General features: G+C 39.7%; 25 protein-coding genes and 1 pseudogene. 18 read left to right on the forward strand and 8 right to left on the reverse strand.

Annotated features, from left to right (window positions below; genetic code table 11):
• Positions 1-27 precede the first annotated feature (27 nt).
• Both PGLA_RS16605 and PGLA_RS16610 read right to left on the reverse strand, forming a co-directional pair.
• Positions 28-2,115, reverse strand: coding sequence for an ABC transporter ATP-binding protein (locus PGLA_RS16605; RefSeq protein ID WP_068534797.1), 2,088 nt, complete (start codon positions 2,113-2,115; stop codon positions 28-30).
• Positions 2,116-3,873: an ABC transporter ATP-binding protein gene (locus PGLA_RS16610; RefSeq protein WP_068534800.1), complete on the reverse strand. Its 1,758-nt coding sequence runs from the start codon at positions 3,871-3,873 to the stop codon at positions 2,116-2,118.
• 518 nt (positions 3,874-4,391) lie between these two features.
• Here PGLA_RS16610 and PGLA_RS16615 point away from each other — a divergent pair.
• Positions 4,392-4,688: a HesB/YadR/YfhF family protein gene (locus tag PGLA_RS16615; protein WP_068534803.1), complete on the forward strand. Its 297-nt coding sequence runs from the start codon at positions 4,392-4,394 to the stop codon at positions 4,686-4,688.
• 57 nt (positions 4,689-4,745) lie between these two features.
• On the opposite strand, the gene PGLA_RS16620 is transcribed toward PGLA_RS16615, so the two are convergent.
• Positions 4,746-5,474: a site-specific integrase gene (locus PGLA_RS16620; protein ID WP_084411172.1), complete on the reverse strand. Its 729-nt coding sequence runs from the start codon at positions 5,472-5,474 to the stop codon at positions 4,746-4,748.
• Positions 5,475-5,889: 415 nt separating this feature from the next.
• Between PGLA_RS16620 and PGLA_RS16625 the strand changes: the two are divergent.
• The 11 genes and pseudogenes from PGLA_RS16625 to PGLA_RS16665 all read left to right on the forward strand — a co-directional run.
• Positions 5,890-6,462 (forward strand): annotated as a pseudogene (locus PGLA_RS16625) (phage terminase small subunit-related protein); the annotation flags it as partial.
• A complete protein-coding gene (locus PGLA_RS16630; RefSeq protein ID WP_068534810.1) occupies positions 6,428-6,703 on the forward strand; it encodes a phage antirepressor KilAC domain-containing protein in 276 nt (91 codons plus the stop codon). The pseudogene PGLA_RS16625 and the gene PGLA_RS16630, both read left to right, overlap by 35 nt.
• 199 nt (positions 6,704-6,902) lie before the next feature.
• Positions 6,903-7,070, forward strand: coding sequence for a hypothetical protein (locus PGLA_RS28115; protein ID WP_161487936.1), 168 nt, complete (start codon positions 6,903-6,905; stop codon positions 7,068-7,070).
• A 75-nt stretch (positions 7,071-7,145) separates the two neighbouring features.
• Positions 7,146-7,364, forward strand: a complete 219-nt coding sequence (locus PGLA_RS16635) for a hypothetical protein (RefSeq protein WP_068534815.1) — start codon at positions 7,146-7,148, stop codon at positions 7,362-7,364.
• Positions 7,365-7,454: 90 nt separating this feature from the next.
• Positions 7,455-7,979 carry a hypothetical protein gene (locus PGLA_RS16640; RefSeq protein WP_068534818.1) on the forward strand — a complete coding sequence of 175 codons (525 nt, stop codon included), beginning with the start codon at positions 7,455-7,457 and terminating at the stop codon, positions 7,977-7,979.
• 137 nt (positions 7,980-8,116) lie between these two features.
• On the forward strand, positions 8,117-8,326 hold the full coding sequence (locus PGLA_RS16645; RefSeq protein WP_068534821.1) for a BhlA/UviB family holin-like peptide: 210 nt from the start codon (positions 8,117-8,119) through the stop codon (positions 8,324-8,326).
• Positions 8,327-8,369: 43 nt separating this feature from the next.
• Complete coding sequence (locus PGLA_RS16650) at positions 8,370-9,296, forward strand: peptidoglycan recognition protein family protein (RefSeq protein WP_245700027.1); 927 nt, start codon at positions 8,370-8,372, stop codon at positions 9,294-9,296.
• 17 nt (positions 9,297-9,313) lie between these two features.
• The gene (locus PGLA_RS16655; protein WP_068534824.1) at positions 9,314-9,592 is read left to right on the forward strand and encodes a holin; all 279 of its coding nucleotides are present in this window, start codon (positions 9,314-9,316) and stop codon (positions 9,590-9,592) included.
• Between the two features lie 343 nt (positions 9,593-9,935).
• Entirely contained in the window at positions 9,936-10,256 is a 321-nt protein-coding gene (locus tag PGLA_RS16660; protein ID WP_068534827.1) for a DeoR family transcriptional regulator, read from the forward strand.
• Positions 10,257-10,585: 329 nt separating this feature from the next.
• The gene (locus tag PGLA_RS26965; protein ID WP_084411177.1) at positions 10,586-10,681 is read left to right on the forward strand and encodes a YjcZ family sporulation protein; all 96 of its coding nucleotides are present in this window, start codon (positions 10,586-10,588) and stop codon (positions 10,679-10,681) included.
• Positions 10,682-10,947: 266 nt separating this feature from the next.
• Entirely contained in the window at positions 10,948-11,493 is a 546-nt protein-coding gene (locus tag PGLA_RS16665) for a DUF7010 family protein (RefSeq protein WP_068534830.1), read from the forward strand.
• 387 nt (positions 11,494-11,880) lie between these two features.
• On the opposite strand, the gene PGLA_RS16670 is transcribed toward PGLA_RS16665, so the two are convergent.
• Positions 11,881-12,120 (reverse strand): glycine zipper domain-containing protein, encoded by a 240-nt coding sequence (locus PGLA_RS16670; protein ID WP_068534833.1) that lies wholly within the window; start codon positions 12,118-12,120, stop codon positions 11,881-11,883.
• Between the two features lie 188 nt (positions 12,121-12,308).
• A complete protein-coding gene (locus PGLA_RS16675; protein ID WP_068534836.1) occupies positions 12,309-12,515 on the reverse strand; it encodes a hypothetical protein in 207 nt (68 codons plus the stop codon).
• A 142-nt stretch (positions 12,516-12,657) separates the two neighbouring features.
• On the opposite strand from PGLA_RS16675, the gene PGLA_RS16680 reads away from it, so the two are divergent.
• Positions 12,658-13,896, forward strand: a complete 1,239-nt coding sequence (locus tag PGLA_RS16680; protein WP_068534839.1) for a DNA polymerase IV — start codon at positions 12,658-12,660, stop codon at positions 13,894-13,896.
• On the forward strand, positions 13,893-14,213 hold the full coding sequence (locus tag PGLA_RS16685) for a YolD-like family protein (RefSeq protein ID WP_068534842.1): 321 nt from the start codon (positions 13,893-13,895) through the stop codon (positions 14,211-14,213). The genes PGLA_RS16680 and PGLA_RS16685 overlap by 4 nt, the downstream gene beginning before the upstream one ends.
• 538 nt (positions 14,214-14,751) lie before the next feature.
• Here the strand turns inward: PGLA_RS16685 and PGLA_RS16690 are convergent.
• Positions 14,752-15,267 (reverse strand): ADP-heptose synthase, encoded by a 516-nt coding sequence (locus PGLA_RS16690; protein ID WP_068534845.1) that lies wholly within the window; start codon positions 15,265-15,267, stop codon positions 14,752-14,754.
• A gap of 215 nt (positions 15,268-15,482) precedes the next feature.
• On the opposite strand from PGLA_RS16690, the gene PGLA_RS16695 reads away from it, so the two are divergent.
• Positions 15,483-17,189, forward strand: coding sequence for an ABC transporter ATP-binding protein (locus PGLA_RS16695; protein WP_245700029.1), 1,707 nt, complete (start codon positions 15,483-15,485; stop codon positions 17,187-17,189).
• Between the two features lie 278 nt (positions 17,190-17,467).
• Positions 17,468-17,962 carry a hypothetical protein gene (locus PGLA_RS16700; RefSeq protein WP_068534851.1) on the forward strand — a complete coding sequence of 165 codons (495 nt, stop codon included), beginning with the start codon at positions 17,468-17,470 and terminating at the stop codon, positions 17,960-17,962.
• Positions 17,963-18,067: 105 nt separating this feature from the next.
• Here PGLA_RS16700 and PGLA_RS16705 read toward each other — a convergent pair whose 3' ends face one another.
• Positions 18,068-18,511, reverse strand: a complete 444-nt coding sequence (locus tag PGLA_RS16705; protein ID WP_068534852.1) for a DUF441 domain-containing protein — start codon at positions 18,509-18,511, stop codon at positions 18,068-18,070.
• Positions 18,512-18,527: 16 nt separating this feature from the next.
• A complete protein-coding gene (locus PGLA_RS16710; RefSeq protein ID WP_068534855.1) occupies positions 18,528-19,514 on the reverse strand; it encodes a YpdA family putative bacillithiol disulfide reductase in 987 nt (328 codons plus the stop codon).
• Between the two features lie 192 nt (positions 19,515-19,706).
• Here PGLA_RS16710 and PGLA_RS16715 point away from each other — a divergent pair, with 192 nt between their 5' ends.
• Together PGLA_RS16715 and rsgA are read left to right on the forward strand one after the other, a co-directional pair.
• Positions 19,707-20,375 carry an HAD family hydrolase gene (locus PGLA_RS16715; RefSeq protein ID WP_068534857.1) on the forward strand — a complete coding sequence of 223 codons (669 nt, stop codon included), beginning with the start codon at positions 19,707-19,709 and terminating at the stop codon, positions 20,373-20,375.
• A gap of 414 nt (positions 20,376-20,789) precedes the next feature.
• Positions 20,790-21,869 (forward strand): ribosome small subunit-dependent GTPase A, encoded by a 1,080-nt coding sequence (gene rsgA, locus PGLA_RS16720; RefSeq protein WP_068534861.1) that lies wholly within the window; start codon positions 20,790-20,792, stop codon positions 21,867-21,869.
• The last annotated feature ends 65 nt before the right edge of the window (positions 21,870-21,934 follow it).

A 21,934-nucleotide genomic window follows, 5' to 3' on the forward strand; every position in this document is an offset into this window, starting at 1 on the left:
TATCGATGCATAACTTCTTGTGAGATTTTAAATAACTCCACTAGGTAACGGCGCACTGTGATTGATTGCAGCGACTTTTGCTGACTCAGATGCAGAGGGATTTGCTAAAGTGTTCCCTTGTTGCAGTTGATACAACTGGAAGTACCTACCGCCAATCTCCATGAGTTCATCATGACTGCCGCGTTCAACGATCTCACCATGATGCAATACCAGTATTTGATCTGCACTTCGGATCGTAGAGAGGCGATGAGCAATAATGAATGTTGTACGACCTTTCTTTAGAACCTCAAGGGCCGATTGAATGAGACTTTCCGTCTCTGTATCAATGTTGGCAGTAGCTTCATCGAGAATAAGGATTGCTGGATCATAAGCTAGCGCTCGTGCAAATGAGATGAGTTGGCGTTGACCTGCGGACAACGTACTACCTTTCTCTACAACCGGTTCATCAAAACCTTTAGGTAAGTGAGCAAGAATTCGCTCAGCACCTACATCGCATAAAGCTTTCTCAATTTGTTCACGCGTGATTGTCTCGTTCCCAAGATTGACATTGGATGCCACAGTACCGGTGAAGAGATACGGATCCTGTAACACAATCCCCATATGATGACGTAACCATTGTTTAGGGATATCCGACACTTCTTGACCATCGATTGTGATCGAACCCTTCTGAGGATCATAAAAGCGAAACAACAGATTGATGATGGAACTCTTACCTGAGCCGGTGTGACCAACCAACGCAACCGTCTGACCTTGTTTAGCTTCAAAGGAGATGTTTTTAAGTACATAGTCTTTTTTATAAGCAAAAGATACATCTTTAAATTCCACATTTCCTTTGTAGCGAGGCATTTGGCCATCGGTAACTTCTTCGCCTGTTTCATCCATTAATTCAAAAACTCTTCCTGCAGACACCATGGAGGAATCAAGCGCAGCAAGTTGGTTCACCATACCCGTGATGGGGTGAAAGAGTCGACCGAGTACATCGACGAATGCATATAATACCCCAAGTGATACAGCATTCGAACCCGTTATTGAACCATATCCAAAATAAGCTAACAGGACAGCAAATGAAAAATTACGTAACACATTGACCAGATTATGAGAAGTCCATGAATTAAGGTTAAGCATTTTATTTTGATATTTCATATAATCTTGATTTAAGGCTTCAAATTCATCATTGGTTTGTTGCTGACGTCGAAATACACGAATAATAGACATCCCTTGAATAGATTCATTAATGATGGCGTTAATCTCACTAAGACGAGACCGAATGATCGTATTAAATCTTGTAGCGAATTTCCGATACAGAATAATCCAGACGATTAATATCGGTACAATGAACAGGCATACAAGTCCAAGACGTACATCAAGTAGGAATAGTGCGACATAAATAGCTGATATATAGACGATACCTGTGCTGAAGTTGGCAAGGACAGCGACGAACAAGTCTTTTACAGCCTCTGTATCATTCGTGATCCGTGAGACCACTTTACCTGCGGGTAAGTTATCAAAGAAGTTAACAGGTAGACGTTGAATATGAGCGTAAACGTCTGTACGTAATTTCTGAATAACTTTATTAGCAGATGATTGTAGCCAGTAGGTTTTTCCGAATTCAGTGAATATCGTGACGAGCAGCAAGAGGAGATATACGCCTACGAGCTTCATAATACCTGGAATTTCCGGTTTGTAGAAATCGAATATCTGATCAACGCTCAATGCCTTGACAGGATAAATGTTCTGAACAGACCCGTTAGTGATTGTCATTTGACCATTAACAACGACTCTCTTTCCAGAAGCTTCTTCAACCGCTTGATTTATGAAGTAGAAGTTCTTCCCTTTTTGAAGAATACGAACTTCTTGACCCTTAATCTCGTTCTCAGCGAATCGATCGCCACGTTTGAAATATTTATCTTCATAGGCTACAGCGCCTACTGAAGTAGGTGAATCTGTCTCAAAGAAAGGCTTCTCAATGCCTAGCATATGGTCATCAATCATTGCCTTAGCTATAAAAGGACCTCCAAGTTCGGCAGCCACACCTAAGCATAATGTAATGATGGCGGCAATGAATGTGATTTTAGCCGTTAGTGCATATTGGAATAAGCGTTTTCCTACGTTCAATTAAGACACCTCCTCTGTGGTGAGTTTATTCTCCACTTGTTGACGTTCATATTGTTCTAGATACCAACCGCCGTGAGCGATCAGCTCTTCGTGTGTACCTTCCTCAATGATACTTCCGTCCTCAAGAACAACAATCCAGTCGGCATGTTCCACAGCAGATAAGCGGTGGGTGGATATAAGTGTTGTTTTACCAGCACGTTTGAGTCGGATGTTCTCTATAATGCGTGCCTCGGTTCTTGCATCGACTGCGGATAATGCATCATCCAAAATGAGAATCTCAGGATTTCCAATGAATGCTCTTGCTAAAGCAACACGTTGTTTCTGACCACCTGATAGGGCAACACCTTTTTCACCGACAAGGGTATCCAGTCCATCGGAAAGTGTTATAAGGTCTTTATCAAATGCGGCAGTAGCAATGGCATTCATAATGACATCATCACTAGCGTCTCTTAACCCATATTGAATATTCTGACGCACAGTCTTGGAGAACAATATTTGTTCTTGTGGAACATATCCAATCCATCCATGAAGTTGGTCCTTAGCGATATCATCAATGGATACACTCGAGATGAATAGGTCGCCACTTCCCGTTGGATATTCATGTAGGAGTTGCTTAAGCAAGGTGGATTTACCACTACCTGTGCGGCCAACTACGCCAAGCGTTTGCCCTTTTTGAAGTGTTAATTGAATATTCTTTAGATTATCAACGGTTGACGTAGGATAACGGAATGTAACGTTGCGTAACTCAATACGATCTGGATCTTGAACAACCGTAGGATGAGCAACATCTTCAATATCTGGAACAACGTTCAATATTTCATCAACACGATCGAGTGAGGCACTACCACGTTGCATAATATTAATGAGCTCTCCGATGGCAAACATAGGCCAGATCATCATCCCAAGGTACATATTAAAAGATACGAGATCCCCAAGGGTAATTTGATTCTTGAACACAAGGTAAATACCAAAGGTAAGTCCAATGACATAACTTAGTCCTACACAAAGACGAATAGTTGGCTCGAAATAGGCATCAACTTTAGCTACATTCATATTTTTGCGATACACATCATCGGTTATCGTCTGAAAACGTTGTTGATCTGATCTTTCTTGGACATAAGCGCGAATAACACGCACACCGGCCACAGATTCAAGTACTTGGTCATTCATATCGCCAAAGGCATCTTGTGCTAAGGTATAACGCTCGTGAATGATCTTTCCATAAATTTTCATCGCAATCGCGATAAAGGGTAGAGGAATAATGGCTGCTAACGTTAACTTCCAGCTGATGATAAATCCCATAGCAAGAAGAATACTGAGCAAATAAATCGTTGAATCGGTCATGACTAAAATCCCAAAACCTGCTGTTGCAGAGACAGACCGAAGGTCATTGGTCGCTCTAGCCATTAAATCACCCGTACGATTTCGCTCGAAGAAAGGAGGAGTCATGCTAAGTAAATGATTCATATACCGTGAACGAAGCATTCGTTCGATAAGGTTGGCGCCTCCAAATAATCTGTGCATCCATATGTAAGTGAGGATGTAAATAACAACGAGAAGGACGACAATCGAAACGATATAACGAATGAGTGAAGGGCCAGTAATCGTGCCCGTAACAATGTCATCAATCGCATTTCCTAATAAACGTGGAGGTAACAGTTCGCCTACTCCACATAAGATCAGCATGATCATACCGATGACATAACGCTTTTTTTCTTGATGGAAAAACCATCCTAACTTTTTTAAAACAGAAAACAAAACAATCACTTCCTCTCAAGTTGAAACTGCTGATGGATTCATTACCCAAAGCTAGAACATCAAAAAAGACACACCATCCGTGAACGGAAGATATGTCTTGAAAATGCTAACTTATCATGCGTACGGTTGTTGTGAAGCAACCGTAGCTAAAAATTGGATATTCAATTCGAAAATCTTAAGAAACATATAAGACTTGGGTTAGAATGAATTCACCAGCAGGGTTACTCCAGTATTCAGTTGTAGGTTTTGTTGAGGTTGAAGATGCTGTAGAAGCATAAATCCTCTGAACTTTGTATTGAACACTTTACTCACCCTTTCTTTAGCAAATTTTGTGAATCTCGTATGGCAAAATATTATCACCATGTTAACAAAGTTGTCAATTTATATTTTTAGGAGCTTGTATGTTCCTATTCCCGATAATCATAAGACAATTGACTCTGTATGTATTTTTCGCGCATGTTCAGGTATGATAGAAAGACACATAAAAGGAATATAGATATGTAAAGGAGGTGAGATTCATGAATATTCGAATGAGTTCGAACGCTGCTCGTTGGTATATTAGAGAACTACATTTAAACACAGGTGATTCTGTACGTTTTTTTCCACGTTATAGCTCTGGTGGAGGTTTACATCCAGGATTCTCACTCGGCATCTCTGTTGAAGAGCCAAGCAATGACATCTTATCTCAAGATGTTGAAGGCATTCGTTTTTTTCTAGAAGAACGGGATTTGTGGTATCTTAAGGGATATAATTTAGTCGTTGACTATGTCGAGTCGCATGATGATATTGATTATGTTTATGAAGAGATTAAATGAATGAAAATCGCTGATATACCAGTGTCTATAAGGCTCCCAAGAGGGAGCCTCTTTGATTTAAATCACATAAAAATCACATTCTCTGCTAAAATCGAAATTTAGAATGTCTGCAAAGTGGATTTTGACTTTTTCACGAGCATTCTTTTTCATTTTATCGGTGACATGAGTGTAGATTTTTAGAGTAGTCTTTACATCATCATGACCTACCCGTTCCATGATTGTTTTCAGATCTACTTCAGCTTCAGCGAGCATACTGATGTGTGTATGTCTAAAGATATGAGGAGTAGCTTTCTTTTTTATAGTTGTTTTCTTTAGAATTCGTTCCATCCTATTTGATATAGATTGCTGAATAAACGGATATCCATTATCGTGTGCAAATACAAAGTTTTTATCGTGGTAATCTGAGAATGTTTCCTTATTTTTTTGCTTAGATGCTGCTTGGCTCTTTTTGTGATTTTCAAGTAACTTCATAACACTTTCATCTAAGTCGAAATCACGAATCGATGCTGTGGTTTTTGGTGGAGTCAACTCATATTTTCGCATATTATTATTGGGGTTATAAAGTGTTTTGGTGATCCGAACCATATTGGTTTCAAAAATTAAATCGGACCATTTCCAAGCGCAGAGTTCTCCTGATCGCATTCCGCTGAAAGCAAGCGTGTAAAACATCTCAACGTCTTGAGGCAACCCATGTTCTTGTGCTGCAGATAAAAACTCACTCAATTCTGATCTCTCTAGGTATCCTTCTTCTACGGTAGCATTCTCAATTTCTTCAACCGTGAGCATATTCACAGGAATAATTGAAATAGATATTGAATTGCAGAAGGACGAGCTTTAATCACTACTTGGCGGACCTCAGAAGACTTGTATCAAGCTCTAAACCGACTGGGATTTTCCCTTATTTTATCGGAATTTTGATCCATTTGGACAAAAATAAAAACGAGCCAATTTTTGGCCCGTTATGTATGTTTATTTTATAAACACCTCAGGGACAAATTCTCTCCCCTTGGTGTGATCAGTTTAATGGTTTACTGACCACATGATAGTAATCTTCATACCCATGAATTTTGCGGCGAAAAAAAAGATTTTTTTCATGTGAATTCTCCTAACTTGATTTGTCTTCCATTAGTGAGTGTAACCATAATCTGAACATGTATACATGTTTTTGTAGGTGAGGTGAAATGTAAAGGCTAGAGAACGCAGTCCCGAAAGGGACAACGCTAAACAGATGTGGCTGGAGAGCAGCGGAACGATGAAGCTTAAAGACATCGCCGCTGCTCTTTCTGTTGGGGAGACACAGATCCGTAAATGGAAGTCTCAAGACAAATGGACTGCTGAACTGAATAGTAACGTTACTAATGAATCGAAAGGTAACGTTACTAAACGAGGAGCACCTAAAGGTAACAAGAACGCTGTGGGAAATCGCGGCGGCGCCCCTCCCGATAATAAACGAGCTGTTGGCAATAAGGGCGGTGACGGTGGTCCAGTAGGCAATAAGAAGGCTGTTACTACTGGAGAGTATGAAACTATCTGGATGGACGCCTTGGAAGAGGATGAGCAGGACCTTATTGGGCTTATTGATACTGATCCGATCCAGCAAGCCGATGAAATGATCTATCTGCTTACTATTCGGGAGCGACGTATGTTGCAGCGCATCCAACGGCTTATGAATGGATTAACCGAGAAACAGCGGCGGGTCCTAAATGAGCTCAAGGCGATCAAGGATGTCATGATGGTTCATGACGAGAAAACAGGTGTCTGGACCGCAGCTTAACAAGATATTGCATCAAGATAAAATTCAGTATAAGCAAAATGACCAATGGCTACTGTATAGCAAGTATCAAGATAGGGGCTTAACACAATCATATACTTTCGATTTCGAACACAGAGATGGAAGACTAGAGGCGAAGATGAACACAAGGTGGACGCAAGCTGGAAGGTTGTTCATTCATGAGTTGTTAAATAAGCGTGAGATTAAACCGAACATTGAAAAGCATTACGTCGATGTGAGGTAGGAGGTAAGTAAAGTGTTTGATGTGAAAGCAGGGGATAGTGTAGGTAAAGAAAATAAAAATTCGCCTTCTCGTTTCTTGGCGGAATCGAAGGCGAACCAGTAAATAACACAGGCAATACCCTGATACGCATCATTATAACCGATAACTGCTAGATTTAAAAGTGGTGTGTAAAGGGGGTTGCTTCAAGGGAGCGATAAAGGTGGATGCGATCCAACGGGACGAGGATAAGCAATTTTTATATGATGTATGGAAAATGTTTGGTAATTCATCTGAAAAAGAACTTAGAGAAATGCATGAGCATGTTAGTTGTCTTGGTAATGAATCGGGAAATTGGTTTCAAGGGTTAATTCAAACCTTTTTAAAGTGAGTCGCACATTAAATACTCATCAATCAAGAGCTCCTAACCGGGCTCTTTTATTATGTCTGGAAGGAGGTGAATAGTTTGACGAAACTCACGAAAATCGACGTATCGATTGATCTTGGGCAACCGGTTCAAGAGATAACAGATATCATTTCACTTGTTATAAATGCACATCCAGGACAGCAGTTAAGTATTCTACAGGCACTCGATCAGCACATCAGTGATGCGATGGCAGCGCTAGAGAAAGCTCAGGCGGAGCAGATCAAAGATAATATATATGGAACAGTTCCTACTCCATAGGATATATTCTTTCAACTCAAATAGGAGGACATTAAGTCACTCTTATTGAATTACACTTCAAATCTAATGGTATAGGAGTGTTGAAAACAAATGCAGGATGAAGATGCAACAAAGGATGACGGTTTCCGGTTAAGAAGACTTGAATACAATCGGTATGCCCTTGAAAAGGTATACCAAAGATTACAAAATGCAGTCGATTCAAATCACGAACAAGAAATATATACTGCATTAGGGGAAACACTTTTGTGGATCATGACAACAGATGAATGGCATCTTAGTCACGATCCGATATATAAAGAAAGAAGAGATCTAGATGAAAAAGGTCAATTGCTATTAGGATTGAAACACGCTTACAATTCAATGAAACATAATATGTACTTTATAAAAATTCATAATAAAATGGGAGGCGCTAAATTTCCTATCTCATTTCCTATTAAAATACCGGTCATCACAGTTCACTGGATGATCGCAGATGAATTAATGCTAGGGAACAAGGGGAAGCTTGGAGAAAATTATGAGAATTATAAGAGATATATTGAAGAGAAAGAAGTATTATGTACCTTTGAATTGGCAATGGAATTCTTAAATGAAGAATATATAAAAATAGTTAAGTAGTCGATATAAGGCGTGTATTAGCTCAAACGATGAGCTTTATGGTGCCAACGCAGCACCAACAGCACCCAATAAGGTGTATTTTTTATGCCCTCATAACCATGGGGGCTATTTTTATTTAGAAGATGGGGGAACAGGGGATGGATGTAGATGTGCTCAAGTACTTTTTAACACAAGGTCCTTTTGCCTTACTATTTGTTTGGCTACTAATTTATGTGATGCGTGCAAACAGAGAGCGTGAGGGACGATTGCAGGATCTATTAGATAAATTCAGTGACAAATATGATGTTATTATTGGGGAGCTTCGAGGCATTAAGGAACGCTTTCCACGGCACAATGAGGACAGGTAAGATACATGAAACGATTTTTTTGCTTAGTAATCAAATTGAAGGAGTGAGTAGTTTGGACAAAACTAAATATAAGATTGAACGGCGCTATATCGACAAGCGTCAAAACGTTCGGCCTGGTACCCGGTTAACTTCCGGTACACCGGGCTTTTTTGTTGCCCATGACACAGGTAACCCAGGAGCAACCGCAGATAATCATTTTAATTATTTTCAAAATCTTAAGGATCGAACTGCTTCGGCCCAAGTCTTTATCGATGATAAAACGATACTTGAAATAATACCTACGGGTACCGGGTCGGATCCAGCAGAGAAAGCATGGCATGTGCTGTACAATGTGACAACTGATAATGATAGGTTTGGTGATGACGCGAACGATATCGCTCTAGGTGTTGAATTGTGCTATGGAGGTGAGATTAATTTCACTGAAGCGTACAAGCGGTTCATGTGGTATCTGGCATACTGTTGTGACAAGTGGACCATTAACCCTATGACATATATCCCTAGTCATAAACAGCTTGATCCAGCACGAAAAAGAGACTGTGATCAAGGGTTGGCTTCAGGAGGAAAAACCTTAAAGGATTTAATATATGATGTGCAAGAGGAGATGAAGGGCTCACCAGCAAAACCTATCGAGCAGGGTTTCGAACAGTTACCTGAGTATATCGCATTATCTCTCATTAATGATTATGTGCGTTCTGCATGGAAGGCTGAGCAGATCGAGGGGGATAAAGTCGGCATGACCCATTTTCACAATCTCGCTAATAATCTACGGAGTGCAGCAGCCATAACTGAAGATGGGAAAAAGCTGAATGGGCCTATAAAGTTGCATAAGTCTAATGCTCAAGAGATTATCTTCCGTTGGCTCTCGCCTGCATGGTTTAAAGCGAAGTTAGCAGAGGATCAGGCTAGTATGAAGCATTACAACAATTTAGCTAACTATTTGAGGAAAGCAGCGGGTATGCCGACTGCATAAAAGGAGAGTAATTAACTATGAATAATGAAAATTTAACAAACGTTTTGGCCTTCGCATCAGTGTTGGCCGTTTTTGTTTTGGCGGGAGTGCAGTTGGTTAAGAGTGTGGTTAATGTAAATAAAAATGTCTTACCATTGATTGGTTTGCTAATCGGTTTGATCGTGGGATTCATCTCTTATCCATTTACGAATTTGGAATTGGTATTGCGTTTGTGGGCAGGTGGGGTGGCTGGGTTGAGTGCTACGGGGCTATTTGAGCTAGCGTTTAATAAGCGTGCCGGCACAACTAAAGAGTAAACCAAGTGCTTGGGAATATGAATAGCCCTGCTGACTTCGGTCGGTAGGGCTATTTTGCTATTCTATAGATCAAACTAATAGAGCGTACTTTTCATGTTTTTTTTGTAGATCATTTGAGAACAATCGTACATTAGTAATATGATTCTAAAACGAATACAACTACGATAAAGATATACATACCAATTAAAATCCATCCAGCTATATATATATAAGGATTGGAAGGAAAACGATAATGATAATAGGTACGTCATCTAATATAAAGACAACCCATGTTCTGAATAATCCTTATATTACATATATCAATAGTGTAACTAAAAAAAGATTTTATTAGAGGAATATTGTAATGAATGAATTAGTCGCTAGTATTCGATCGGAAAAATCACCGTTAAGCGGTCAGAGTCATCGTTCGAGCGGAAACTTCAGCACAGAAGTGCTACCTACCGGAACGAAACGATTGCTGTGGGAAGTAGTAGGCGGTGGCGTAGATCCCTATGACATCACGTTCGATGTGAAGAAAGATGTATCCGGAGGTTCGGATCCAACTGAATTATCAGGTGTAATTTCAGGAAATACATCCAAAGTCATAAATGCAAGATCGTTGTATATCGCTAATCCAAGCGGTGCTCAGTCTTCATTCATAGTAAATGTGTATGTCGTCCTATAAGAAGAACCGTACTTAGAACAGATAAGCAGATGTGCCTGCTGTCATTTATGACAGTAGGCTTTTGTTGTTTTAGCATCAGCTTCTGCGGCTTCACCACTAGGATTGGAATCATTGAATGAGTTATTTGAATATGTAGAGGACAATGAAGAGACCACAGAGGCATAGCGCCAATGTGGTCTTATTTGTATAGCTAAGGATAATTTTCCTGAGCAAAAAAAATCACCACAGAGCATGTTTTAAGGCTGAATCTTCCTTACCATTAAATCCAATCTCCATTTAATATTTATCCATATAGTAAGGTGTATTCTAAGTGAAAGGAGGAATTGCAAATGGGAGGTTTTGTTGGAGGACTTGGAACATCAACAGCGGCAATTTTAGTTCTGTTCATTTTGTTGGTTATCATTACCAGTGCGTTCTGTATCTAAATTAATACGCAGCAAATAGTAGCAATTAACAAATTCACCCAAATGCATTATATTAGTCGCAACATATACGGAAGCATCGTTATGCAATCCGAAAACATCGGTAAAATCCCCCACTAACCTTAATTGGTCGGAGGGGTATTTTTTAGGTAAGGAAAATTTTCCTATACAGAATGTCCCCAATAAATTATACTGATTAACATTGTACGTAAGCACCATACCTTACCAGTATTGGAGATAGTCTACTAAACTTATTGAGGAGTGTATTTATGAGTAGAACACTTGAGGAATTACAAACAGAAATGATAGTTGAAGCAAGAAAAGGGTTCCCAATTTTGTTGGCTGGTGTAATTGTCTTTTTAATCTTCACCTTATTACCCTTAGTTTTCCCAATAGAAACTGTGCATTTAGTTTGGATATTTGGCTTAGGTGCTATTTTTCCTAGTGGAATTATAATTAGTAAAATGCTTCGTATTAATTTATTCACTACCAACAATCCTGTAGGAACTTTAGGCGGAATAGTTGCAGCTCCCCAAGCTTTTTACATACCTGTATTTGTAATTGTATATATGAATATACCTGAATACCTTCCCTTCACCATTGGTTTACTAGCAGGCTCTCATTTTCTACCTTACATGTGGATTTATAAAAGCAAAGCTTATTTATTTGTTACTTTAGGTGCCTGTTTTTCTTCCCTGATCTTAGGTGGATTCCTTGTTGATCAAGCATTCACTCTTGTACCTTTAGCAATATCTATTGTGTATGGTATTGGTGTTCTATTAATTCTTAGAGAACTTAAAGCTAGTCTTGTTTAATCACCATTAATTAGTTGATTTTTTATATGAAAGAAGAGATTTCTGCTACAGCAGTTTTTGTCAACTGTACAATACTCATAAATCCTTATTGTGCTAACGGAACACTCTTATTTAGAAATATCATGGAAAATTAACACATAGAATCAAACAAATACCCACTCAACCGGACGCGGAGGCGTTTAGCTGAATGGGTATTATGAGGGGGAGATACCCGTCAATTGCATAGTAGCACAGCATTAAGTATCTTAACATGAAGCATTTCCCAATAATGAAAATCATATCCTACTAACCTATACGGGCGGTGGGGTATTTTTTTGTTTAGGTAAGGAAATTTTCCTTAGCAGAAAAATAACACGGCATGAAGCCTGAACCTTTACTAGCGCCTGTTTATTCTGTTCGGTGTGTGTCGTTGTCGTTATCTTCAGTAGCTTTACCTACTTTATTTCCCAACGTTGCGCCTACGATACCACCTACGACGGTTCCAATAGGTCCCAAAGCGGAACCTACGACGGCGCCCACAGCACCACCACCCACGGCTCCTAAAGCTTCTCCAGCGTCAACGCCATCCGTATTGGTCGTGTTGAGGTCAGAACCATCTTTTTGATTGCGGTCATTGTTTTTAGTCATCTAATCTCACTCCCTAGTTTTTATGAACGGTTCTACTTATAGCGCAGTCCCAAAATATATTTTGCCCTAACAGTCTCAAAGAATTCTTAATTACAAATCCAATTAATTATGGGACTTTATCATTATTAATAACTTAAGGAGCAGGTTTAAACGACTTTTTTGCTCGACTAACGAACACCAAAGCGGACTTATTTTTGAAACATATTTATAACCCTCGAAACATGTTCAACATCTGCAAAAGGCACCCACGTAGGGCCTTCTTTCGTTCTAATTTTGGCACGGCTAGAGGCTGTGAATGCTTCAGCCACTCCGGTTACTATCTCCCCATTGCGGAGCCTCAAAGCGACTTTCTGATTACTTGCTACAGCTAAACGCAATTCACCCTTCACATTCATAAAATCCCTCCGCTCATACGTACAATGTTCTGCTATATCATGAATAAACCCTTCTTACATGGAAAAATATTTTTCTTGAATAAAGAACATTCGTTCGCATATACTACAAACAGACGTTCGTATTTACGGAGGCGAAATATAGATGAAGAAGTCTCGAACAATAATGCTTATAGACATGCAATCATTTTACGCAAGCGTGGAGAAGGCTAGAGTACCTTCTTATGAAAACAAGCCATTGGTAGTGGCTGGAGACCCAGAACGTAGATCGGGTATTATACTGGCAGCATGTCCTCTCGCTAAAGCATACGGGGTGACGACTGCTGAGCCGCTTTGGCAAGCTCTTAAGAAGTTTCCAGAACTGATTATTGTAAGGCCGCATATGCAGGAATACATTGATGTCTCCATGCAAATAAAAAGGATAATTGAGTCGTTCACGGATCTCGTGGAGCCATATTCTATTGATGAAATGTTTGCAGATGTCACGGGCAGCCTACACTTTTTTGATGACGATCCGATTGATTTAGCAAGGCAAATTCAAAATAAAATATACCTTGCGACAAGGGTTGTGGCTAGAGCAGGGATTGGTGAAAACAAAGTGATCGCTAAGCTCTGCTGTGACATGATTGCAAAAAAGATTCCCGATGGTGTATTTCATTTACAGAAAAGCGAACTACATAAATACATCTGGGATAAACCTATTAGAGACATGTGGGGAATCGGATCAAGGATGCAAAAACACCTATGGAAGATGGGAATTATGACAATTGGGGATATAGCTAGAACACCTTTGTTTAAATTGAGAAATAAGTGGGGCGTAAACGGTGAGGTAATTTGGAGGGTGGCAAACGGCCTTGACGATTCCCCGGTAACATTAGCAGCTCATAATGTCCAGAAAGACATTGGAAACGGGATGACCCTTCCTAGAGATTACAGCCAAGCATGGGAAATCGAAGCGGTTCTTCTTGATATTTGTACAGAGGTTTCAAGGAGAGTAAGAAAAAAGGGATTAATGGGAAGTGTAGTTTCTATAGGTGTTTCTGGCGCTGATTTTGACCATCCTACAGGATTTCACAGACAAACGAAACTAGACGATCCTACAAACATAACAACTGAGGTATACGACGTTGCAAAGAAAATTTTCCATAGGTATTGGGATAGGCAACCTGTTAGAAGAGTAAGTGTTTCATTATCTGGGTTATCTAGCGCTGAATCTTATCAGTTAAGTCTATTCGACGATAAGGAACATCAAAGAGCTATTGATAAGGTTATGGACGACATAAAGGATCGATTTGGAGATATTTCGATTCTGAGAGCAAGTTCAGTAACATCTGCGGGGCAGGCAGTTGATAGATCAGCTAAAATTGGAGGGCATTATAAGTGAGCAAGAAACTTAGTGGCAATGGTTTATGGGAAAGTAGCCGGATGATGCTCCCACAGCACAAATCGGCAATCATCGAAGATCAACTAAGGCACAGCTATATAGCGCAACCGACTTTAGATGAGCAGGAGGTTGAGCGGATAGAGGGCGTGCTGGCTAGGTCCTTCCGTGAGGGTCGGGCTATAATACTAAAGTTATTTGGGGACCGCAAGGTAATCGAGCTACAAGGGGTGGTTACTGTGGTACAGACCTACCGAAGAGAGATAAAGCTGTCTACGGGGGCAGGTGAGTGGGAATGGGTACAGATATTAAAGATATAATTTCTGCTGAGTAAAAGAAGTTTTATATCCATACTCTTCTAATCGTGATACGAATTTTCCAAATGCATTAAATGAAGGGAAATGAAAGAAGAGGTGTTTTCTATAAGGAATAGCATAGTGAAGTTTGCAATGAAATACTAACAATAATTAGTTGATCCAAAGAAGCTCTGGTGGTTAGAAGTAAGGTTTAGATTGTGGTTTTTATAGAAGAAAGTATATAATGATGGTAAAACAGTAAAGAAGTATAGTTGATTCTAACAGGATAATTTCATCCAAAGAAAAATCACGAAAAAAATCACATTCTCTGCAAACAAACGTGAATATGAACGAAGCAAATTATTCGGAATGTCCCTTAAAGCAATACTATGTTTATGGTAACGAATACAAGCGGATAGCGATGGATAGCAAAAAATGATGATATTGATTATGTTTATGAAGAGATTCAAGCGTAGGAAGTCATTATTGTTAAGCTAATATATAAAAACTCCTTTTCCGTAAGGAAAGGAGTTTTTGATTGCGTACATATCTTGTGAGTTATTTACGGGTGAGGAGTAAAAACATTATCTTCTATGGCAAATTGGAAATCTTCAATATCAAAGACTTGAACAGGGATACCACCTTCGATAATTCGTTGAATGAACTCGAATTGATCCGTGAGAAGTGGGATTTGAAGTCGTTGTGCTATTAAGAGGAGTTCTGTTTCAATCGGATCGAAATCCTCACCATACACCTCAGTGTCTACGGCATTGACGACCGTAATCATAATTGAATCTCCAAGAGGGATGGATGTACTTTTAGCCCATGGAATTTGCAGAGCACGCTCTATTTTTTTGCGATTAAGAGGTTCTTCAAGGTAAGTTGTTAATTGTTTCATCTGTTGCTTGACGTGTTGGTCGTGATCTAAATTGCTCATCATGATGTCGGATGTGCTCTGAAGTTCGTATAATTCAAGAATGCTCGTATAGGGAATGATATATTCAACGGATTCGGATGGTTGTAGCAGCTCACCATAGAAAGCGACCATGGTAGCTTCTATTATAAATTGTCTGGACACGGTATTCCTCCTGATTCGGATATGTTGATATAAAACCACTATAGGAGGGGAAAGTCAACCTTTTTGAACGCAATTCATTAAATATTGGATTTAATGGTCTTGAAAAATACATCATAGAAGTGTTAGGACATTAGAAAATCAGAGTTGTCCTATCGAAAGGGGAATTATATTCATTGAAACATTGGATAGCTTACTTTAAGTTTATCAAGCCGTATATGAAATTAATAATGATTACACTGATCATAGGGATGATTAAATTCACCATTCCTCTGACCTTACCAATGATTATGAAATATGTAGTGGATGATCTATTGATCGCATCAACGCTTACTGTTCAAGAGAAAATATCGCAATTGATGCTTATTCTTGGTGGAGCGCTGGTACTGTTTGTTGTTGTTCGAGGTCCTGTTGAATATTTCCGTCAATATTTCGCCCAACTGATTACAAATCGAATTTTATTTGATCTTCGAAATAAACTGTACGCGCACTTACAAAAATTATCACTTAGATATTATCAGAATACAAAGGTTGGTGAAGCCATATCACGGTTCATCAATGACGTGGAGCAGACCAAAAATATCGTTGAAGTAGGTATGATGAACATTTGGTTGGACATGTTTACGCTAGTATTCGTATTAGTTATCATATTCTCAATGAACCCAATGTTAGCTTTGGTCGCTATTGCGATGCTTCCTCTGTATGCTATTGCAGTCAAGATACTGTATAAAAGGTTGAAACAGCTCACAAAAGATCGATCACAAGCATTGGCGGGTATCCAATCTTATTTACACGAACGTATTCAAGGGATATCTGTTATACGTAGCTTTACATTGGAGAAATACGACCAGAATAAATTTGAAGGTACAAATGGTAATTTCCTCAATAAGGCGTTGGCACAGACCCGGTGGAATGCGATTACATTTGCGATCATTAATACGATAACGGACATTTCACCGATTCTGGTCATCGGATATGGCGGTTATCAAGTCATTCAGGGTAATCTAACGATTGGTACCTTTGTGGCATTCTTTGCTTATTTAGACCGTTTGTATGCTCCTCTAAGACGCTTGATCAGTTCGTCTACGGTACTAACCCAAGCATCTGCGTCGTTAGATCGCGTGATGGAATTGATGAATGAGCCTTATGATATTGTCGATGCTCCACATGCCAGGACTTTGGAAGGTCAGGCTAAGAAGATTACTTTTAATCATGTATGGTTCAAGTATAATGAGAAGAATGATTGGATTTTGAAAGATATCAACTTAGATATCAGAGCAGGTGAAACGGTTGCTTTCGTCGGTATGAGTGGTGGCGGGAAATCATCACTGATTAGTCTTATTCCCAGGTTCTATGACGTTCAGACAGGTGGAATATTGTTGAATGATATCGATATTCGTGATCTAACCCAGGAGAGCCTGCGTAGCAAGATTGGGATGGTTCTGCAAGATAACTTCTTGTTCAGTGGATCTGTGAGGGAGAATATTCTACTAGGTAATCCGGATGCGAACGAAGATGCTATTATGTCAGCTGCTGTTGCAGCGAATGCTCATGAGTTCATTATGAATTTGCCCAAAGGTTATGATACGGAAGTGGGAGAACGTGGCGTTAAATTATCAGGTGGTCAGAAACAACGTTTAGCAATTGCACGTGTGTTCCTGAAGAATCCTGATATTCTCGTGCTGGATGAAGCAACTTCAGCTCTAGATTTAGAGTCCGAGCATTTGATTCAGCAATCCCTACAGTCTCTTTCATCGAACCGTACGACGCTAATTGTGGCACATCGCTTGTCCACCATTACGCACGCAGATACAATAGTCGTTCTAGAGAATGGAAGTATTACCGAACGTGGAACGCATTATGAATTGATGGAATTGGATGGCAGTTATGCTAGATTGTACAATGTTCAACATTTGGAAAGTTAGAGTTATCTGAGATTGTTAGGACAGGCCGTTAAGATAGATTATATTTTACTAACGTGGGTTATTCATTTTAAGTGACGATTTAAAAACAGTAGGGCAAGAGGATCTCATTGCCCTACTGTTTTTTTATGTCATAGACGGATACATTCATGTTCAGCACTTCATGTTTGAATGGATGAGTTAAGATTTGCTATCTTAGAATCGAGATTATATTAAAGGCAGATAGTCTTCTCTATTTGGAATATAGTGGAAAACTAAATTTGCTTATTTAGGAGTTTACTATGGATACTTTAGTGATCGAACCGGGGATAGGGATTGGGGATATTAAGTTGGGTATGAGTAAATATGAGTTTGAAGAATGCATTGAAGCATATACTGTCAAATATCAAAAGAAAGCTCATGATCCTGATTATTTTAATTACGTGTTTAGAGTTGAGTATGACACTTTGGGTAAGATTATCTTTATAGAAATACCTTCAGGAATGATTACAACAGAATTTAATTGTGTGTTTAGTGGGATTAACGTCTTTAATATCAAAGCAGAGGAACTTGTTGAAACCATTGATAGAATTGCTGAATATGATCGTGATCATCCTGAATTAGGTTACACTTATTTTTTTCCTGAAATAGGTTTATCGTTATGGCGATCGAGTGTATTTAAAGATGGTGATAAAGAAGAAGAATGGTTTAAAGAATTATGTGTAGAAAATCAAGAGGACGAACTACGTTTTTTATATTTTGAATCCGTAAGTATAACAGCCGAGACTAGGGTTTAGTGCAGATCCAAAAAAAACCACAGGGGCTAACCTAGCAGGTCATTTCGTTGACCTTTTAGGCTAGCCCCTGTCATTATGTTTCATATGAATATGGTGAATTCGTAATTATGACTTACCGATCAGTAAAGATAAAATCCCGGCTGCAATAAGCGGGCCGACGGGAACCCCACGAAATAGTGCAACCCCTAGCACAGTTCCTACGAGCAGCCCTGCAACGATGGTAGGGTTACTACCCATAAGTGTTGCTCCACGACCTCCAAGATAAGCAACTAGCATACCTATGGCGATAGCGAGTAAGGATTGCCAATGTAGGAAAGATTTCGTAATCGTGGACAGACTCATACTACCACTTGCGAGTGGAGACATAACACCAATGGTAAGGATAATAATTCCAATAGTTAAACCATATTTCTCTAACCAAGGAAAAGCGGACGTAAAGCGTGTAACCCGCAGGAGAAGGAGTATGATCATAGCGACGCTCACTGGCGTATTGTTACTAATGATACCTAAGCCAGCCATTCCTAAAAGAATAAGTGATGTGATATCCATGAGCGGGTCAACTCCTTCATTCTAATTGCTGAGCACTGTGTATATGTTCAGCTATCAAACGTCCATGTATGCGACCTGTCTCGATAAACACTTCATTGGCATTACTACCTGAAGCGATAACACCTGCCACATAAAGTCGTGGTACGGAGCTTTCCATGGTATCAGGGTGAAAGACAGGTTTCTCCATATCGCCACCTAATTGTACACCTGAAGAAGCGAGTAATGCACGATCAGGATGAAATCCAGTAAGTGCAAGAACGAAATCATTATCTACGGTGGATTCATGCCCCTCATTCGTCGTAACGATGATAGCATCTTCTCTTATCTCCGTCACTCTGGAATCCAAATGAAGGGTGACACTCCCTTTGGTAACCATATTTTCAAATACAGGACGAACCCAAGGTTTGATATTATTCGATACGGTCTTACCTCGGTAGACGATGGTAACTTCAGCTCCCACGCGGACTAGCTCCATAGCTGCATCAATAGCAGAGTTACTTCCACCAATGATGGTTACTTTCGTGCCCGTATAAGGATGTGCTTCACGGAAATAGTGAGTCACTTTGGGTAAGTCTTCACCCGGAATACCGATGTAGTTAGGATGATCGAAATACCCCGTTGCAATCACGACGTGTCTAGCCTCATGATGGAGTTCTTGCCCACGTCGGTCTTTCGTATGAACAGTAAATAACCCGTTCTCATGTCGCTCAATAGAGACGGCTTCTTCATAAGATGTAATGTTTAGTTCGTAATGGGCGGCTACTTTGCGATAATAGGAAAGGGCCTCGTGGCGAAAAGGTTTGTCATTTGGTGAGGAAAAAGGAATATCCCCAATCTCTAATAGCTCTGCTGTACTGAAGAACTGCATATATGTAGGATATAGATAAATGGAGCGAACAATATGGTGTTTCTCAATAATGTGTGTAGATAGTCCACGACGGTTACATTCTATTGCCGCTGAAAGTCCACAGGGACCTGCTCCAATGATGATGACATCTTGCATGATGAACCTCCTTAGGATCGTATGATCTGTAACTCAAACATAATAATACTACCTTAAATATCAGTTGATTGCCAGAAATGTAGAGCCGGATATAGCTAACTGAAGTGATGAGGTATAATATGGTATGCTTTAAAAGGAATTATGCTTAATGACTAGAATAAAGATGGCCTTTTGGGATTGGAGAGATTACATTTGCATATCAAAGCAATTATTTTTGATTTAGATAATACACTAATGGACCGAGATACGACATTTCGTAAATACTCAGAACAGTTTGTGAATGATCATTTAGGACATTTAGATCCGTTGACACAAGCTGAAATCGTAGCCGATTTGAAAGTTAGAGATGCGGATGGTTACCGGAATAAACAGGAATTTTTTGAAGAGATGGTAGAATGTCTTCCGTGGCAGAACCGGCTTACAGCATGTGAGATTGAATCGTATTACAACACACATTATATGACTCACGCATGTAAAATGGATTATGTGGATGAGGTTCTAGCCTATTGTCAGCGTCAAGGGTATCTAATGGCGATTATGACGAACGGTAAACATCATATTCAGTATGGAAAAATGGGTCTGCTTCAACTAGGTGAACAATTTCATACTGTGATTGTATCTGAAGATGCAGGCATGAAAAAACCGGATCGACGGATATACCAAATGGCATTAGACAAACTAGAAGTTGAAGCCGAGAATACAGTCTTTGTTGGAGATCACCCAAGGAACGATATTTGGGGAGCAAATCAAGTGGGTATCCGTGGAATATGGCTACGTCGTTACCATGGATGGGATGATTCACTGGGTATTAAGCCATGGAAAACGATCGATCAATTGAATGAATTACTAGGAATCATATAAACATGGAATTAAATTCTTGACAAAAGTAATCGTGAGCGTTTATTATTGCAACATATAACAGGGAAGGGAGATGATGACAATGGCCTATACATATAATGAACACATCAACAAACAAAATATGGCTTATTGGACGGTCTCTTTTACAACGGGTGATATTAAAAGTTGAAGATAATGATTACATGTAAATGTGTAATCATATCTCAGCGTAATAATCTAACCGTGGGGACCGTTGATGGTTTCCGCGGTTTTTTTGTGTAAGTTGAAGGTTGTAGAAGGGTTATCTCATCACGATGGGTAAACACTTTCATTCAAATTGCCGCCGGAGGAACGTTTCGGTGGTTTTTTTGTATTTTCGTGAGTGTTAATGCAGTCGGTCAGCATAACGAAGTTAATATAATTGGAGGAATGAAATAAATGGATTTGAAAAAATTAGGTTGGAATGATCATTGGGAACAACAATGGACAATGTTAGATAGAAAGGATGCTATTCCAGCGCGTGTCATTGGTGATTTTGGACATAAATACCGTGTAGCCACTGCATTTAGCTCTGACATTTGGGCAGAAATGACTGGGAAGCTGCAGCATGAACTACAGAATCGTAGTTATTTTCCGGCCATTGGTGATTGGGTCGCTGTCCAACGGCTTGAAGGGGAAGAGAGAGTAATCATCCAAGGGATTCTTGACAGAAAGACGTGTATTTCACGTCAAAGCGCCGGAACTGTGACTCATGAACAGATTATAGCAGCGAATGTGGATACGTTATTTCTCGTATGTGCTTTAAATAATGATTTTAACGTTAGAAGGATAGAAAGATATCTGATCATGGCGTGGAGTAGTGGGGTGAACCCGGTAATTCTGTTAAGTAAGGCCGATCTATGCTCGGATGTGAATGAACGATTACGTCTTATACAAGAGGCATCTATAGGTGTTCCCGTACATGTTATAAGTGCGCATAATAATCAAGGATTTGAAGAGCTTTCTAAATATATTACTACGGGGTCTACGGTAGCATTAACGGGGTCGTCTGGATGTGGTAAATCCACGATCATTAATTGGTTGTCTGGTGAGGTGTTGCAGCGCACACAAGATGTGAGAGAAGGCGACAATCGAGGTAGACACACAACAACACACAGAGAGCTATTTCTTCTCCCACAAGGTGCAGTCATGATTGATACACCTGGTATGAGGGAGCTTAAGTTATGGGAGGACGAAGGAGGGGTATCTCTTACATTTGCAGATATTGAAGAGATGAGTACAACATGTAGATTCACGGATTGTATGCATGAAAAAGAAGCGGGTTGTGCTGTTCTGAAAGCTGTTGCAGATGGTGAAATCGAAGAGAAGCGACTACTAAATTATCGAAAAACACTTCGTGAACTTAAATATCAGACACAAAAAGAAGCTAAGGCTCAAAGTAAACTGAATAGCAGAAACTCTAATACAAACGGAACCCGTCGAAAAAGTTCAGAGTGGTTACGGCTTGCGGACGAGTGAATGTAAAAGCTTATTGAAATACAAACAAGACCCTTGGATGTTACGGTTAAACACCGTAAACAACC

The sequence above is a fragment of the Paenibacillus glacialis genome, from assembly GCF_001637205.1.
In the GTDB taxonomy this organism is placed as follows: Bacteria; Bacillota; Bacilli; order Paenibacillales; family Paenibacillaceae; genus Paenibacillus_AQ; species Paenibacillus_AQ glacialis.